This is a genomic window from Arthrobacter sp. CJL-S3, from assembly GCF_056711635.1.
Genome location: NZ_CM160046.1, coordinates 233814 through 249503, shown reverse-complemented (window position 1 = coordinate 249503; position 15690 = coordinate 233814). Strand labels below are relative to the sequence as shown.

15 protein-coding genes are annotated in these 15690 nt (G+C 69.7%); 3 read left to right on the top strand and 12 right to left on the bottom strand.

Annotated elements, in window-relative coordinates:
- Window positions 1-28: 28 nt before the first annotated feature.
- From AC06G6_RS01205 to dacB, 11 genes are all read right to left on the bottom strand, one after another.
- Window positions 29-541: a PH domain-containing protein gene (locus AC06G6_RS01205; RefSeq protein ID WP_479825591.1), complete on the bottom strand. Its 513-nt coding sequence runs from the start codon at window positions 539-541 to the stop codon at window positions 29-31.
- A complete protein-coding gene (locus tag AC06G6_RS01200) occupies window positions 522-1043 on the bottom strand; it encodes a DUF3180 domain-containing protein (RefSeq protein ID WP_479825588.1) in 522 nt (173 codons plus the stop codon). The genes AC06G6_RS01205 and AC06G6_RS01200 overlap by 20 nt, the downstream gene beginning before the upstream one ends.
- Window positions 1043-1570, bottom strand: coding sequence for a 2-amino-4-hydroxy-6-hydroxymethyldihydropteridine diphosphokinase (gene folK / locus AC06G6_RS01195; RefSeq protein WP_479825586.1), 528 nt, complete (start codon window positions 1568-1570; stop codon window positions 1043-1045). The genes AC06G6_RS01200 and folK overlap by 1 nt, the downstream gene beginning before the upstream one ends.
- Complete coding sequence (folB, locus tag AC06G6_RS01190; RefSeq protein WP_479825584.1) at window positions 1567-1935, bottom strand: dihydroneopterin aldolase; 369 nt, start codon at window positions 1933-1935, stop codon at window positions 1567-1569. Before folB ends, folK begins: the two co-directional genes overlap by 4 nt.
- Before the next feature lie 14 nt (window positions 1936-1949).
- Window positions 1950-2891, bottom strand: coding sequence for a dihydropteroate synthase (folP, locus tag AC06G6_RS01185; protein WP_479825582.1), 942 nt, complete (start codon window positions 2889-2891; stop codon window positions 1950-1952).
- A gap of 11 nt (window positions 2892-2902) precedes the next feature.
- Window positions 2903-3499: a GTP cyclohydrolase I FolE gene (folE, locus tag AC06G6_RS01180; RefSeq protein ID WP_479828807.1), complete on the bottom strand. Its 597-nt coding sequence runs from the start codon at window positions 3497-3499 to the stop codon at window positions 2903-2905.
- Between the two features lie 57 nt (window positions 3500-3556).
- Window positions 3557-5629, bottom strand: a complete 2073-nt coding sequence (gene ftsH / locus AC06G6_RS01175) for an ATP-dependent zinc metalloprotease FtsH (RefSeq protein ID WP_479825580.1) — start codon at window positions 5627-5629, stop codon at window positions 3557-3559.
- 214 nt (window positions 5630-5843) lie between these two features.
- Window positions 5844-6395, bottom strand: a complete 552-nt coding sequence (gene hpt, locus AC06G6_RS01170; RefSeq protein ID WP_232082480.1) for a hypoxanthine phosphoribosyltransferase — start codon at window positions 6393-6395, stop codon at window positions 5844-5846.
- A gap of 29 nt (window positions 6396-6424) precedes the next feature.
- Window positions 6425-7462, bottom strand: a complete 1038-nt coding sequence (tilS, locus tag AC06G6_RS01165; protein ID WP_479828804.1) for a tRNA lysidine(34) synthetase TilS — start codon at window positions 7460-7462, stop codon at window positions 6425-6427.
- Between the two features lie 95 nt (window positions 7463-7557).
- On the bottom strand, window positions 7558-8676 hold the full coding sequence (locus tag AC06G6_RS01160) for a zinc-dependent metalloprotease (RefSeq protein WP_479825578.1): 1119 nt from the start codon (window positions 8674-8676) through the stop codon (window positions 7558-7560).
- Window positions 8677-8874: 198 nt separating this feature from the next.
- Window positions 8875-10380 carry a D-alanyl-D-alanine carboxypeptidase/D-alanyl-D-alanine endopeptidase gene (dacB, locus tag AC06G6_RS01155; RefSeq protein ID WP_479825576.1) on the bottom strand — a complete coding sequence of 502 codons (1506 nt, stop codon included), beginning with the start codon at window positions 10378-10380 and terminating at the stop codon, window positions 8875-8877.
- 159 nt (window positions 10381-10539) lie between these two features.
- On the opposite strand from dacB, the gene AC06G6_RS01150 reads away from it, so the two are divergent.
- The 3 genes from AC06G6_RS01150 (at window position 10540) to AC06G6_RS01140 (ending at window position 13298) form a co-directional block, all read left to right on the top strand.
- The gene (locus tag AC06G6_RS01150; RefSeq protein WP_479825574.1) at window positions 10540-11028 is read left to right on the top strand and encodes an inorganic diphosphatase; all 489 of its coding nucleotides are present in this window, start codon (window positions 10540-10542) and stop codon (window positions 11026-11028) included.
- Between the two features lie 136 nt (window positions 11029-11164).
- Entirely contained in the window at window positions 11165-12499 is a 1335-nt protein-coding gene (locus AC06G6_RS01145) for a carboxylesterase family protein (protein ID WP_479825571.1), read from the top strand.
- Window positions 12500-12536: 37 nt separating this feature from the next.
- A complete protein-coding gene (locus AC06G6_RS01140; RefSeq protein WP_479825569.1) occupies window positions 12537-13298 on the top strand; it encodes a DUF429 domain-containing protein in 762 nt (253 codons plus the stop codon).
- A gap of 18 nt (window positions 13299-13316) precedes the next feature.
- Here AC06G6_RS01140 and AC06G6_RS01135 read toward each other — a convergent pair whose 3' ends face one another.
- On the bottom strand, window positions 13317-15686 hold the full coding sequence (locus tag AC06G6_RS01135) for a phosphoketolase family protein (RefSeq protein ID WP_479828800.1): 2370 nt from the start codon (window positions 15684-15686) through the stop codon (window positions 13317-13319).
- Window positions 15687-15690 lie beyond the last annotated feature (4 nt).

Here is a 15690-nt window from a genome sequence, read left to right as displayed (position 1 = left end):
CCTAACGGAGGTCCTCACAGCGGACCCGTCACAGTCCGGCCAGCCGGGCTTCACCGCGGGCGGAGAGCTGCTCGCGGAGCCGCGCTCCCTCCGCGGCGGGCAGGCCCGGGATTTCCGCGTTGGTGCCGGCGGAGGCGGTGTGCAGTTTCAGCGTGCACAGGCCCAGGCCGCGTTCCACCGGTCCGACGCCGATGTCCACGTACTGCATCCGGCCGTAGGGGACCACGAGGGTGCGCTGGAAGAAGATGCCGCGGCGGATGAGCAGGTCGTCCTCACGCTCGGCGTAGCCGATGGCGCGCACCTGGCGGGGAATGAGCAGCAGCCGCCAGAGGGCCAGGACCAGCATCACGGCCGGGAGGGCGACGGCCAGCCACAGCGGGAAGTTCTCCCACATGCCGCTGACGACAAGGATCAGGGGAACGCACAGCAGCGCCACGACAATGAGGTTGGCCAGCGCCCAGCTCGCCAGCCGCACCGTGACGTATTTCGGCGAGACGCGCAGCCAGGCGATGCCCGGGGGATCAATCGCCTCGGTACGCATATTCGCCTTCCGATTTGGGTTTGCGCTTGTCCTGGAGGCCGGGAACGGATTCGCCGTCTCCCTCCTCGGGCGGGATCCGGCAGAACCGTTCCACCATCAGGCCGACCCCGATCATGGCCAGGCCGCCGCCGGCCATGGCCAGCGCCTGCCAGGCGAGGGTCTGGTCACTGCGCAGGTTCCAGAGGCGCAGCTGGTCAACGAAGATCCCGGCATGCCAGCCCAGCAGCACACTGCCGGTGTAGGCGCAGGCCTGGGCGAGGACGAGGGTCAAGGCGGCCAGGATCGGGTTGAGCATTTTCTTCTTTTTGCCGTTCCGCCAGCGGAGCACCCGGATGCCCAGCACGAAGGTAAGCACCATGATCACACCCATCGTGATGAGTCCGTTGAGCGGCAGCACGGGGGTGTTCAGTCCGTAGCGGGTGGCCAGCAGGGCGGCGAGCCAGCCCAGGATCCCCACGGCCACGCTGATCATCAGCAGCACCAGCGGGCTGGTCAGCTTCATCACTCGACCGCTCCGGCCACGCCGTGGAGGTTTTCGAAGCCGTCGAAGGGCACGAGGTCAGCGAAGTCGGCGGCCCTGGCGGCGAGCTCGCCGACGCGGACGCCGTTGAGCTCGGCGCCGGGGTCGATCAGCGACCACGGGTAGAGCACGAACGCCCGCTCGGCTGCGCGCGGATGCGGCAGGGTCAGTTCCGGGTCGGAACTGGCCAGCTCCCCGTACGTGATGATGTCGACGTCGAGGGTGCGCGGGCCCCAGTGAACGTCGCGGACGCGGAGGTGTTTCTGCTCCACGGCGTGGCAGTGCTGCAGCAGCTCGAGCGGCGTCAGCGTGGTCTCCACGGCAATCACCATGTTGAGGAAGTCCGGCTGGCCGGCCGGGCCGCCGACGGCCTTGGTCTGCACAATCGGCGAAATGGCCAGCAGGCGGACCTCGGGCGGGTCAACGATGTCCGCGACGGCCGCCGAGAGGGTATCGCTACGCGCCCCCAGGTTGCTGCCCAGCGCGAGCACGGCCCGGGTATAGTTCATCGCTGGTCCTGCCGGGTCCGCCGGACGCTGACGGAGACGTCGCCGAATTCGACGGCGATCGGGGCCTTGGGCTTGTGCACGGTGATGTCCACCGCGGCGACGGGGAACTTTCCCAGCACGTCCTCGGCGATCCGCACGGCCAGCGCCTCGATCAGGTTCAGCGGCTCCCCCGTGATCCAGCCCCGGATGCATTCGGCGACTTCTCCGTAGTGCGCGGTGTCGAGCACGTCGTCGGAGGCGGCGGCGCGGCTGAAGTCCAGGTGCAGGACGGCATCGACGACGAACGGCTGGCCGTTGCGCCGCTCGAAATCCAGCACTCCGTGGTGGCCGACGGCGGTGACGCCGGTGAGCGTGATCTGGTCCATGGTGGCCTGCCGGTTCAGTTGTCGCCGGCGGGCGGCGCGGCTGGTGCCTGCGCCGGGGTCATGCGGGCGGCGACCTTGACGGCGTCGAGGCTGGGGCCGACGTCGTGCACGCGGACAGCCCAGGCGCCCCGGTGGGCGCTGATGGCGGTGACAGCGGCGGTGGCGGCGTCGCGTTCGGCCGGCGGGGCGGCCTTGCCGGCCACGGTCAGAAGGCTGCCGAGGAAGCGCTTGCGGGAGGCTGCGACGAGCACCCTGTGGCCCATGGCCTGCAGGACGTCCAGGCGGCGGAGCAGTTCCCAGTTCTGCTCCTCGTTCTTGGCGAAGCCCAGTCCCGGGTCCAGGATGATCTGTTCCGGGGCAACGCCGGCCGCGTACAGCTTGTCGCGGACGCCGGCGAGTTCCGCGGCCACGTCTTCCGCGACGTTCCCGTACTCGGTAAGGGAGTCCATCGTGCTGGCGTTGCCGCGGCGGTGCGTGAGGATGTAGGGGACCTTGCTGCGGGCCACCAGTTCGGCCATCTCGGGCTCCATGGTGAGCCCGGAGACGTCATTGATGATGGCGGCGCCGGCATCCAGCGCCGCCGCGGCGGTGGCGGCGTGGGTGGTGTCGATGCTGACCAGGGCCCCGGCCTTGACGAGCGCCTGGATCACGGGCAGCACCCGGCGCTGCTCCTCCTCGACGCCGACCTCGACCGCTCCCGGGCGTGTGGATTCACCGCCGACGTCGATGATGTCGGCGCCGCCGTAGAACATCCGCAGGCCGGCGGCGATGGCGGTGTCCGCGGCGGCGTGCTTGCCGCCGTCGCTGAAGGAATCCGGGGTGACGTTCAGGATCCCCATCACGAGCGTCCGGTCCGTGGGGAGGTTCTCGAATTTGGCAGCCGGCCGGGCCTTGCGCAGGACGGGCAGGGGCGAGGTCGCCGGTCCGGTTCCGGGGGCTGCGGCTAGGGAATCCATAGTCTGTGTTCTTACCTTCCAATAATGAGGCTCATGGCCTCGGCACGGGTGGCCGGGTCATGGAGCTGCCCGCGCACCGCGCTGGTGACGGTCTTGGCGCCGGGCTTGCGGATGCCGCGCATCGACATGCAGAGGTGTTCGCATTCGATGACAACGATGGCGCCGCGGGGCTTGAGATGGGTGACGAGGGCTTCGACGATCTGGGTGGTGAGGCGTTCCTGGACCTGGGGGCGGCGGGCGAACATGTCCACGAGCCGCGCGAGTTTGCTCAGGCCGGTGACTTTCCCGTCGTGCGAGGGAATGTAGCCCACGTGCGCGACGCCGTGGAACGGAACGAGGTGGTGCTCGCAGGTGGAGTAGAACGGGATGTCCTTGACCAGGACGAGTTCCTCGTGGTCCAGGTCGAATTGGGTGGCCAGGATTTCGGCCGGATCGTGGTGGAGCCCGGCGAACATCTCCGTGTAGGCCTTCGCGACCCGCCTGGGGGTGTCCAGGAGGCCGCTGCGGTCCGGGTCCTCGCCGATGGCCAGCAGGATCTCACGGATGGCCGCCTCGATCCGGGGCTGGTCCACGGGGGGGATGCCGGGGACGGGCGCTCCCGCCGCCAGGGGATCGGTGGCGGGAGCGTCGTCGTCGTCATTGAAGAAAGAAGTCACGGAAGAAGCCTAGCCGGGATGGCCGTCGGGCCCGAGATCCGTTACACCGCCTTGGAAGGGCTCCTGTCCGGAGACAACACCCTGGGCGTGCGGCGGGTACGTGTCCAGCGGTTCCTCGAGGCGGGCTTCCTTGGCTTCTTCCTGGGCTTCGCGTTCGGCCTTCTCGCGGCGGGATTCCACCGGGCCGATCTCCTGGATCGGGCGGGTTTCCTTGGAGAGCCAGATCTCGCGGAAATCACGCTTCCGGATGTTGGTGAAGACCTGGGCGATTTCGGCCTGGTTCAGCGTTTCGCGTTCCAGCAGTTCGAGTGCCAGCTCGTCCAGGACGTCGCGGTTCTCAATCAAGATGGCGTAGGCCTCGTCGTGGGCGCCCTCGATCAGGCGGCGCACTTCCTCGTCGACGATGTAGGCGATCTGGTCGGAGTAGTTGCGCTCGTGGCCGGCGTCGCGGCCCAGGAAGGGCTCGCCGCCGCCCTGGCCGAGGCGCACCGCGCCGACGCGTTCGCTCATGCCGAACTCGGTGACCATCTTGCGGGCGATCCCGGTGGCCTTCTCGATGTCGTTGGACGCGCCGGTGGACGGGTCATGGAAGACGAGCTCCTCGGCGACACGGCCGCCCATGGCGTAGGCCATCTGGTCGAGCAGTTCGTTGCGCGTGACGGAGTACTTGTCGTTCTCCGGAACCACCATGGTGTAGCCCAGGGCGCGGCCGCGGGGCAGGATGGTGATCTTCGTGACCGGGGCCGAGTTCCGCAGCGCCGCGGCTACGAGGGCGTGGCCGCCTTCGTGGTACGCGGTGACTTTGCGTTCGTGTTCCTTCATGACGCGGCTGCGCTTCTGCGGGCCGGCCATCACGCGGTCGATGGCCTCGTCGAGGGCGCGGTCATCGATCAGGTTCGCGTTGGAGCGGGCGGTCAGCAGGGCGGCCTCGTTGAGGACGTTGGCCAGGTCCGCACCGGTGTAGCCGGGGGTCTTCTTGGCCACGGCCTTCAGGTCGACGCCGGGAGCCATCGGCTTGCCCTTGGCGTGGACCTTCAGGATCTGGTCGCGGCCGATCAGGTCGGGGGCCTCGACGGAGATCTGGCGGTCGAAGCGGCCCGGGCGGAGCAGGGCCGGGTCCAGCACGTCGGGGCGGTTGGTGGCGGCGATCAGGATGACGTTGGTCTTGACGTCGAAGCCGTCCATTTCAACCAGCAGCTGGTTGAGGGTCTGCTCGCGTTCGTCGTTGCCGCCGCCGATGCCGGCACCGCGGTGGCGGCCGACGGCGTCGATCTCGTCCACGAAGATGATGGCGGGGGCGTTCTGCTTGGCCTGCTCGAACAGGTCGCGGACACGGGAGGCGCCCACGCCGACGAACATTTCCACGAAGTCCGAACCGGAGATGGAGAAGAACGGGACGCCGGCTTCACCGGCGACGGCCCGGGCGAGCAGGGTCTTGCCGGTGCCGGGAGGGCCGTAGAGCAGCACGCCCTTGGGGATCTTGGCCCCCACGGCCTGGAACTTCGCCGGTTCCTGCAGGAATTCCTTGATCTCTTCGAGTTCCTCGACGGCTTCGTCGGCGCCGGCGACGTCGCTGAAGGTGACCTGGGGCATGTCCTTGTTGACCAGCTTGGCCTTGGACTTGCCGAACTGCATGACCTTGGAGCCGCCGCCCTGCATGCGCGAGAGCAGGAACCAGAACAGGACACCGAGGAGGAGGACCGGGATCAGGAGGGAGAACAGTCCGGCGAACCAGTTGTTCTCGACCGGCTGGTCGGTGTAGCCGCTCGGCGGGCGGGCGTCCGTGACGGCTTTGACGACGTCGTCGGCGCGGGCGTTGACGTAGTAGAACTGGATGTTCTTGCCCTTGTCCTCGCCGTCAACCTGCAGGTTTTCCTTCAGGACCAGGTCCACGCGGTTTTCCGCGTCGAAGATCTTTGCCTGTTCAACCTTGCCGCCGGTGTCGGTCAGCAGCGCGAGGCCCTTGTCCGTATCGATCCGGGCTGCGCCGCCCGGGGACAGGGTGGCAAAGGCCAGCAGGAGCATGCCGACAACAACGACAATCCAGATGCCCGGGCCCTTGAAGAAACTCTTAGCTTTCATCTGTTCGGGGCAGGCCCCGTCCCTCCTGGTAGTGCTGCACGGCGACCGTTCTGCGCGCGTGTGGTACTGCGTCAGTGTCTAGCTATACACCGTCGCATAAGCTCACGCACGGTGAAGTCCAAAAGTTCCCTGAGGGCGTAGCGGAGCCGGGCGGGACCGGCCCCCTGCCGGGCCCGCGCCGGGCCTGTCCTGCCGGAGGTACCCGGCGGGTGGGCTACTCGTAGACGTGCGGCGCCAGGGTGCCGACGAAGTCCAGGTTGCGGTACTTCTCGGCGTAGTCCAGGCCGTAGCCGACCACAAACTCGTTGGGGATGTCATAGCCGACATACTTGACGTCGATCTGGACCTTCGCGGCCGTGGGCTTGCGGAATGCGGTGCAGATTTCGACCGAGGCCGTGCCGCGGGATTCCAGGTTGGTCTTGAGCCAGGACAGGGTCAGGCCGGAGTCAATGATGTCCTCCACGATCAGGACATCCTTGCCCATGAGGTCCGTGTCCAGGTCCTTGAGAATGCGGACCACGCCGGAGGACTGCGTGCCGGACCCGTAGGACGAGACGGCCATCCAGTCCATGGAAACGTGGCTGTGAAGGGCGCGGGCGAGGTCGGCCATGACCATCACGGCGCCCTTGAGCACGCCGACGATCAGCAGATCGCGGCCCTCGTAGTCCTTGTCGATCTGGGCAGCGAGTTCGGTGATCCGTGTCTGGATCTGCTCCTTGGAGTACAGAACGTGCTTGAGATCTGCCTGGACGTCGTTTGAATCCACCAATAACTCCTGTGTAGATGCGGGGGCAACTATATTTTGGGCGGTTTTTGAGGCCGGAATACAAGCTTCCCACAGCGGGCCGCTTCGCGGGGAACACCGCCGGGGCCGGACTGCCCCTCGGCCTGGAGCTCGGCGAGCGAGAGCCGGTAGACACTGACCCCGCCGGGGAGCTCCACCGGACCCGCCGATCCCTGCCGGCGGAGCAGTGCTTCCGCGGCGAGCAGCCGCTGGTAACTGGGCTGCTGGCCTCCGACGGCGGCCGCGGCCTTCGCGATGACCCGGAACCGTACGGCCGGTGCCAGCTCGCGCAGGGCCTCCTCCGGGAGGCTGATGGTGCCGCCGGACTGTTCCCGCAGCCGGACGAAGGTGTCGTTGGCCACGTCCTCGAGGTAATCGGCGTCCAGCTGCAGGATCGCGGCAGTCCGCGCGAGCGATTCGGCCACCCCCGGGCCCAGCTTCTCCTCGAGCAGCGGCAGCACCTCCACCCGGGTCCGGGACCTGGCAAACGCCGGATCCGCGTTGCTGGGATCGTGCCAGGGGTCAAGGCCCTCGACCTCGCAGATCTCGAGGGTGTCCGCGCGGCGCAGCCCCAGGAAGGGCCGCAGCAGGCGGTCGCGGGCGGGCCGCATGCCCGCCAGGGAACGGGTTCCGGAGCCGCGGGCCAGCCCCAGCAGCACCTGTTCGGCCTGGTCATCAAGGGTGTGGCCGAGCAGGATGGCCTGGGCGCCGGTGTCGTCGGCGGCGGCTTCCAGGGCGGCGTGCCGGGCGTCCCGGGCGGCCGCCTCCGGCCCCATCCCGGTGGAGTCAACCTCGACCGTCCTGACCTGGACGGGTGAGAGCCCCAGTTCCTGCAGCGTCACGGCGGTGGCGGCGGCGACCTCGGCGGATCCGGGCTGCAGCTGATGGTCCACGACGACGGCGCCCACGGAGACGGGGTGGCCGTCGACGTGCCCGCGGCGGGCGAAGTACGCGGCGACGGCGGCGAGGGCCAGCGAGTCGGGTCCGCCGCTGCAGGCGACCAGGATCCGTTGCGGGTAACCCGCTGCGGCCAGGGCGTTCTGCAGCATCTTCCGCGCCGTGCCGACGACGGGCGCCAGCCGGCCGGGCCGGCGTCGTCCGCCGGACAGCCGTCCGCTGGAAACGGGACTGGAGGTCACGGGACCTAGTGCCCCATCCGCTCGAGCCAGAGCCGGGAATTGTGGATTTCGGCCTCGGTCGGCAGGTGGTCCGCGGACTCCCAGACCCGGTTGAAGCCCTCCATTCCGGCCACGTCCACGACCTCGCGGACGAACTTGGCGCCGTCGCTGTACTGGCGCATCTTGGCGTCCAGTCCGAGCAGGTTGCGGATGAACTTTTCGATCACGCCGCGGTCCTTGGCCCGGGAGTTGAAGCGCTGCCGGATGGTCTTCACGGAAGGCACAATGCTGGAGTCGACCGCGTCCATCACCACGTTGGCGTGCCCTTCGAGCAGGCTCATGAGGGCGGTCAGGCGCGAGATCGCGGCCTTTTCCTCGGGGTTCTGCAGCAGGTCGAGGATGGCGCCCCGGCTGGGGGCGGACCCGGATGCGGTGCGGTCCCGGAGCGACTTCGCGGCAGCCGAGGCCCGTTCCATCAGGGAGTCGACGTTACCGAGCAGCTGCCCGCTGAGGCTGTCGATCTCCTCCAGCATGTGGTGCCGCAGCCAGGGTGCGGCGGCGAACTGCACCCGGTGGGTCTGTTCGTGGAGGCAGACCCAGAGCCGGAAGTCTTCGGGCTCGACGTTGATTTCACGCTCGACGGAGATGATGTTCGGCGCCACGAGGAGCAGGCGGCCGCCGGCGGGGGCGGTGGAGTTCTCGGCCAGGGCGGAGAAGGGGTCGTACTGGCCCAGGACCTTGCTGGAGAGAAAGGCGAGGATGGCGCCGAGCTGGCTGCCGGTGATGGCGCCGCTGACGCTGGCCGTGCCGGGGTTCAGGGTGCCGCGGCGGCTCTCGAGCATCTTTTCCATCGCTGGCTGAAGCATCACGGCGAAGCTCTGCGTGTTGGCCTTGGACCAGGAAGCACGGTCCACCACCAGGACCGAGGAATCGCGCAGGTCGCGGGCAGCCTCCAGGCCGGTGATGTCATGGACGTGGGGCACGGAAAGGTCCGCCATCAGCCGCAGGTTGTCGACGGCGGCGCCGATCTCCGCCGATCCCAGGACGGGGCCGGCGGGCGTCAGCCGGGCGGCGGTGGAGGCGGCAAGCTCCCAGTTGATCAGGGCTTGGGCTTGGGCTGATGTCTCGCGGGCAGAGGACTCCATAGGCTCCATCAGATCACAGCGGACTGACATTGCGCCTTAAATTCGTCGGGCGGCGAACGGCCGCCGGGCTCGACGCCGTCGTCCAGGCCATCCGCTGCTCCCTAACTGCCGTTTTCGGGGTCGAAAAGGGCGGTTACGGAGCAGTCGACGGTTCGACGTCGGCCGCGGGGGTCGGCCGCGGGGGTCAGCGGCGGGGGGTCAGCGGCAGCCGCAGCCGGCCAGGACGGAGGCGGTGCGGTCCAGCACGGCTTTGTTCCCCGCCCCCGGGGTGAGTCCGTTGCCGATAAAGGAAAACACCAGGAGCCGGCCGTCGGCGTCCACGACGTAGCCGCTCAGGGCGATGACCGTGTTGAGTGTGCCGGTCTTGGCACGGACCAGGCCTGCACCGCCGGCCGTCGCCGCGTCGCCCACGTACCGGTCCCCCAGGGTTCCGGTGAGCCCGGCGACCGGGAAGCCGGCCAGGCCGGCCCGCAGCCGGGTGTCCGCGCCCGAGGTCATGGTCCGGACCACTTCGGAGAGCTGCCGGGCGGAGACCTGGTTGGCCAGGGCCAGCCCGGAGACGTCTGCGGCGCGCAGCGTGGCGGCGGGGATCTTCAGCTCTTCCAGCTGCTGCAGCACGGCTGCCACGGCGCCGTCGTTGCTGCCGGGCTGCCCGGCCGCGAGCGCCGCCATGCGGCCGATCGCCTCGGTGAGGTAGTTGTCCGAGGTGCGCAGCATCAGGTCGACCTGCTGGCCCACCGTCGCGGACTGGACTTCGGCCAGGACCCTGGTGCCGGCGTCGTCCGTTCCGGCGGGGACCCGCACGACGCCGGGCGCCACCGTCAGTCCGGCCGCGCCGGCCGCCGCCGCGAGCTGGGCGTGAAACGCCTCGGCGGCGTCCATCGCGGCATCCTGCGGGCGGGGGCCGGTGGTTGTGGCCGGGTCGAAGCGGGCCGAGTTCAAGGCGAGCGGGAACAGCGGGGCCATCTCGCCGGCGGCCACATCCTCCAGGTTCCAGGCCGGGTTCAGCGCGGGGCCGGTAAACAGGGAGTCGTCCAGCTGGACCGTCAAGGGGGCGGAGACGCCGTCGTCCTGCAGGGCCCGGACGGCCGACTGCGCCAGGCTGGCGAGCCCGGCGCGGCCCAGCACGGTGCCGGGCACCGATTCGCCGGCACCGAGGAGCACGTCCCCGCCGCCGGTGAGCATGACTGACCCGGGGGCCGCCCCGGCCACCGCGCGGGTGCTGAAGCGGCGTTCCGGGCCGAGGGCCCGCAGGGCCGCGGCGGCCGTGAGGAGCTTCATGTTGGAGGCCGGGACCCGGACGTCGTCGCCGGAACGGTCGAAGAGGACCTCCCCGGTGAGGGCGTCCTGCACGACGCCGGTGAAGTTCCCGGAGCCGTCGGCCCGGAGGGTTTCGTTGAGCCGGGCCGCGAGCGGGCCGGGTTGCGGGACGGGGGCGGCGGCTGAGAGCGGTTCGATGCCGTCCGGGGCGGTGCCGGCCGCCGCGCCGCCGCGGGCGGCCAAAGTGCCAGGGACCTGGTGCCAGGGCGGGGTGGTCTGCGCGGCGGTTTCGGAGGGTCCGGGCCCGAGAAACGCGGGGGCGACGGCAACACCGGCGGGGAGGGCGAGCGCCGCAACCAGCAGGGTCTGGAGCAGCAGCGGGAGGCTCCGCCGCAGCCGCCCGGTCACCGGGGCGGCGCCCGGGTGGCTCGTTCTGCGTTTCATGCCGCTGCTGGTCCTTTAGTGCTGAAATGTCCCCACAAGTTCCTGAAACCCGGGCCTCTCGCTATATCCTCAATAGTAGTCGGCGGCAGCGGCAGCCTTTTGTGCGTGCCGCGCACCCCCGAAAACCGCGCATCCCCTGAATTTCTCAAGGAGCAGTCCATGAAGCACGACGTGACCATCGAGATCCCCAAGGGATCACGCGTTAAGTACGAGATCGACCACGAAACGGGCCGCGTCCGCCTGGACCGCGTCCTGTTCACCTCGATGCAGTACCCCACGCACTACGGTTTCTTCGAGAACACCCTGGGCGAAGACGGCGACCCGCTGGACGCCCTGGTGCTGCTGCAGGACTTCGACCTGCACCCCGGCGTCATTGTTGAGTCCCGCCCCATCGGCGTGTTCAACATGACCGACGACGGCGGCGGCGACGCCAAGGTGCTCTGCGTTCCGGTCGACGCGCGCTTCGACCACATCAACGAGATCAGTGACGTCAGCGAATTCCTGATCAAGGAAATCGAGCACTTCTTCACCCGTTACAAGGATCTGGAGCCGGGCAAGTGGGTCAAGGCCGAGGGCTGGGGCGACCGCGCCGCCGCCGAGGCCGAGCTTGCGGCATCCATCAAGCGTTACGTTCCCCACACGCACTAACGCTTCCAGCTCCAACGCGGGGTCACTTGCCGCCCATCCGTCCGCCGGATACGGGCCGCCAGTGACCCCGCGGTGCTGTTTAAGGGTGGACGGCCGTTGTCAGTGACGGGTCAGGAATGTGTGAAATCGTGGGCTTATGAACGCCGAGCCTGCCTTTAGTCCTCCCTGCGGTCCGGTCACCGGCTGGCGTGACGGCGACGTCGTGCGGGCCACCGGAATCCCCTATGCCGCTGCGGGACGTTTCCAGCCGCCGGTGAGTGCACCGGACCGGACCGCGGTCCTCGCCGCCACGTCCCTGTCTCCGGCGTGTCCGCAGGCCCCGGTGCCGTTCCTGGATGACATCCTCGGCACCCGCTACGGGGAGCTGCCCGGCAGTGAGGACTGCCAGCGGCTCTCCATCACCATGCCGGCCGGCCTCGCCGCGGACGAGCGGGTCCCCGTGATGGTGTGGCTCCACGGCGGGTCCTACACCTCCGGTTCCGGTGACCTGGCCATCTTCGATCCCCGGGCCCTCGTCGCCGAAAACCGGGTCATCGTGGTGTCCGTGACGTACCGCCTGGGCCTGTTCGGCTACCTCGCGACCGGCACGGGCCGGCCCGCGAACCTCGGCCTGCTGGACCAGCTCGAGGCGTTCCGCTGGGTCCGGCGCAACATCAGCGCTTTCGGCGGCGACCCGGGACGGGTCACGGCCTTCGGGCAGTCCGCCGGCGGCGACGCCGTCGCCCACCTGATGGCGACGCCGGAGGCCCCCTCCCTGTTCCAGCGCGCCATCATTCAAAGCGCGCCGCTGGGCATTACCCGGGGCCGGGAAAAGATGAGCACCGCGATGGGTATCGCGGCGGAGCACGTCACCGAGGACACGCCCGCGATGGACGTCGTGGAGATCGAAGGGCACGTGTCGCAGGTGGCCCGGAAGTTCGGGCTGGTCGCGGCCATGCCGTTCGGCACCCAGTACGGGCACTCCCCCCTGCCGCCGGAATCCGGCATCGAGGACGCCTGGAACGCCACGGCTCCCGGGATCGAGGTCCTGATCGGACACACCTCCGAGGAAGCCCGGCTGTTCCTGCCGCGCAACCCCGTCGTCGGCCGCGTCGCCAAGGTCCCGGTGCTCGGGACCGCCGTGGTGAAGGCCATTAACTGGGCCGTGACCGAGGCGGTGTACGGCCGGGCCGCCCGGAGGTTCGCCCGCCGGCACGCCCAGGCCGGCGGCACGGCCTACAGCTACGTGCTCTCCTGGGCAGCGCCGGGCAACTTCTACGGGGCCGCGCACACCGTCGACCTGCCGCTGCTGTTCGGGGACGAACAGACGTGGGCAGGTGCCGGGCTGCTCACGGGCGCCAGCTGGGAGGACATCAACGCCCAGGGCCGGGCCCTCCGCGCGGTGTGGGCCCGTTTTGCGGCCGGAGAGGGCCTGGACGGCCGGGGCGGGCTGCCCGGCGCCCTCCGGTACCGCTCGGTCAGCGCCGGATGACCGGGCTCCCGAGGCTGTCCGTCCCGGGCGGGCCGCGGTGAAGACCCTCGGCGTCGACCTGGCCGCGGCCACGCGGAAGACCGCGGCCGCCGTCATCGACTGGGGCAGCGGCACCGCCCGCCTGGAGCACCTGGCCCTCGACGTCGGCGACGAGGAGATCGTGCGGCTCTTCGGCGCCAGCGACATGACGGGGATCGACTGCCCGGTGGGCTGGCCGGACGCCTTCCTGCCGTTCCTGGCCGGGCATCTGGCCTTCGAGCCGCACCCCGTGCTGGACTACGACGGCATCGAGGGACGCCCGCTGCTGGCCTACCGGGACACCGACCGCTTCGTCACCGCCCGCACCGGGCTGATCCCGCTCAGCGTCTCCGCCGACCGGCTGGCCCACCCGGCGATGCGCTGCGCCGTCATCCAGGCCAAAATCGCCCGGGACCACGGCCCGCAGGCCCGCGACGGCAGCGGCCGGCTCGCCGAGGTCTACCCGGCGGCGTCGCTGAAATCCTGGGGCCTGCTGGCCCGCGGGTACAAGGGCCGCGGCGGGACGGAAACGCAGCGGCTCACCGTGCTCCTCGACGCGCTGCAGCAGGCAGCACCCTGGCTGGACCTGGCCGGCCACGAGGACCGGCTGGCCGGCTCCGACGACATGTTCGACGCGCTCATCGCCGCCCTCACCGCGCGGGCCGTGGCCCTCGGCGTGACGCTCCGCCCGGACGCCGCCCACGTCCGGGCGGCTTTGACCGAGGGCTGGATCCACCTGCCCACCGGCGGGCTGGGCGGGCTCAGCGGCACCCGGCCGTAGCGGGGGGCGGCTGCGGGGCTACTCCCGGCCGAGGGTCCAGCCGCTGATGTCCTCCGAGTCCTCGCCGTGGTCCCGGGTGTGGTTGTGCGCCCGGATCCGGCTGTCCTGCAGCGCCTGCCGCAGCAGCGAGTGCTTTTCCGCCAGGCCCGGCACCCGGTCGATCGCGTCGATGGCGAGCTGGAAGCGGTCAATCCCGTTGAGCATGGCCATGTCGAAGGCCGTGGTGGTGGTGCCCTCCTCCTTGTAGCCGCGGACGTGTAGGCCCTCCTGGTTGGTCCGCCGGTACGCCAGCCGGTGGATCAGGGACGGATAGCCGTGGTAGGCGAAGATGATGGGCTTGTCCGCCGTGAAGATCCCGTCGAAGTCCCGGGACGTCAGCCCGTGCGGGTGTTCGCTGGCGTCCTGGAGCCGCATCAGGTCCACCACGTTGACCACCCGGATCTTCAGCCCCGGGGCGCCGGCCTTCAGCAGTTCCGCCGCCGCGACCGTCTCGACCGTGGGCACGTCGCCGGCGCAGGCCAGCACGACGTCGGGTTCCTCGCCGGGGACCTCGGAGCCGGCGAACTCCCAGATTCCCAGGCCGCGCTGGCAGTGGTGCGCGGCGTCGGCGGGGCCGAGCCAGGTGGGCGAGGGCTGCTTGCCGCTGACCACGATGTTGACGTAGTCCCGTGAATCGAGGCAGTGCTCCATCACGGAGAGCAGCGTGTTGGCGTCCGGGGGCAGGTAGACGCGGATGACCTCGGCTTTTTTGTTTACGGCGTGGTCGATGAAGCCGGGATCCTGGTGCGAGAAGCCGTTGTGGTCCTGCTGCCAGACGTGCGAGGACAGCAGGTAGTTGAGCGAGGCGACCGGCCGGCGCCAGGGCAGTTCACGGTGCACCTTGAGCCACTTGGCGTGCTGGTTGAACATGGAATCCACGATGTGGATGAACGCCTCATAGCAACTGAAGACGCCGTGCCGGCCGGTCAGCAGGTACCCTTCCAGCCAACCCTGGCAGAGGTGTTCGCTGAGGACCTCCATGACCCGTCCGGCGCGGGCCAGGTGCTCATCGAGTTCCTCGATCCGGTACTGCCACACCTTGTCCGTGACCTCATAGACGTCCTGCAGGCGGTTGGATGCCGTCTCGTCCGGGCCGAACAGCCGGAACGTCTCCGGGTTCTGGCTGATCACGTCGCGCAGCCAGGACCCCAGGGTGATCATGGCGCTGACCCGCTCGACTCCCGGCTGGGCCACCGGGACGGCATGATCCTCGTACTTCGGCAGCTTGAGGTCCCGAAGCAGCACGCCGCCGTTCGCGTACGGGGAGGCGCTCATCCGGAGGGCGCCCTCGGGCGCGTTCGCCGCGACCTCCGGGCGCAGCCGCCCGGCGTCGTCGAAGAGCCCGGCCGGCCGGTACGACTCGAGCCACTCCCCCAGCTGGCCCAGGTGCTCCGGGTTGGTGCGCACCTCGGACAGCGGCACCTGATGGCTCCGCCAGGTTCCTTCCACCTGCAGCCCGTCGACGACTCTGGGCCCGGTCCAGCCCTTCGGCGACCGCAGCACGATCATGGGCCAGCGCGCGGCCCCGTCTTCGGCTGGGCGGTCCGCGCCGCCGCCGGCAGTTCCGCTCCTGCGGGAGGACTGGATCGCCCGGATCTCCGTGAGGCAGTCGTCCAGCACTGCGGCGAAGTCCCGGTGCGCGGCCGCCGTGTCGTCCGGATGGCCCACGGTCACGAAGTGCGGCTCGTGCCCGTAGCCGCGCAGCAGCTGTTCCAGCTGGGCTTCGGGCATGCGGGCCAGGATGGTGGGGTTGGCGATCTTGTAGCCGTTCAGGTGCAGGATGGGCAGCACCGCACCGTCATGGACCGGGTCCAGGAAATTGTGGGAGTGCCAGCTGGCCGCCAGCGGCCCGGTTTCGGCCTCGCCGTCGCCGATGACGACGGCGGTGATCAGGTCGGGATTGTCGAAGACGGAGCCGTAAGCGTGCGCCAGGGAGTAGCCGAGCTCGCCGCCCTCGCTGATGGAGCCCGGGGTTTCCGGGGCTGCGTGGCTGGGGATTCCGCCCGGGTAGGAGAACTGCCGGAACAGCTCGGCCATGCCCTGTTCGTCGTCGCCGACGTTGCCGTAGATCTCGGAGTAGGTGCCCTCCAGCCAGGCGTTTGCCACGACGGCGGGGCCGCCGTGGCCGGGTCCCGCAATGAACAGCATGCTCTGGCTGTCCCGGCGGATGATCCGGTTCAGGTGGGCGTAAACGAAGTTCAGTCCCGGCGTGGTGCCCCAGTGGCCCAGCAGCCGGGACTTCGTGTCGCGGGCGCTCAGGGGTTCCCGCAGCAGCGGGTTGGAGCGGAGATAGATCTGTCCCACGGAGAGGTAGTTGGCGGCCCGCCACCAGCGGTCCACGAGCTCCAGTTCC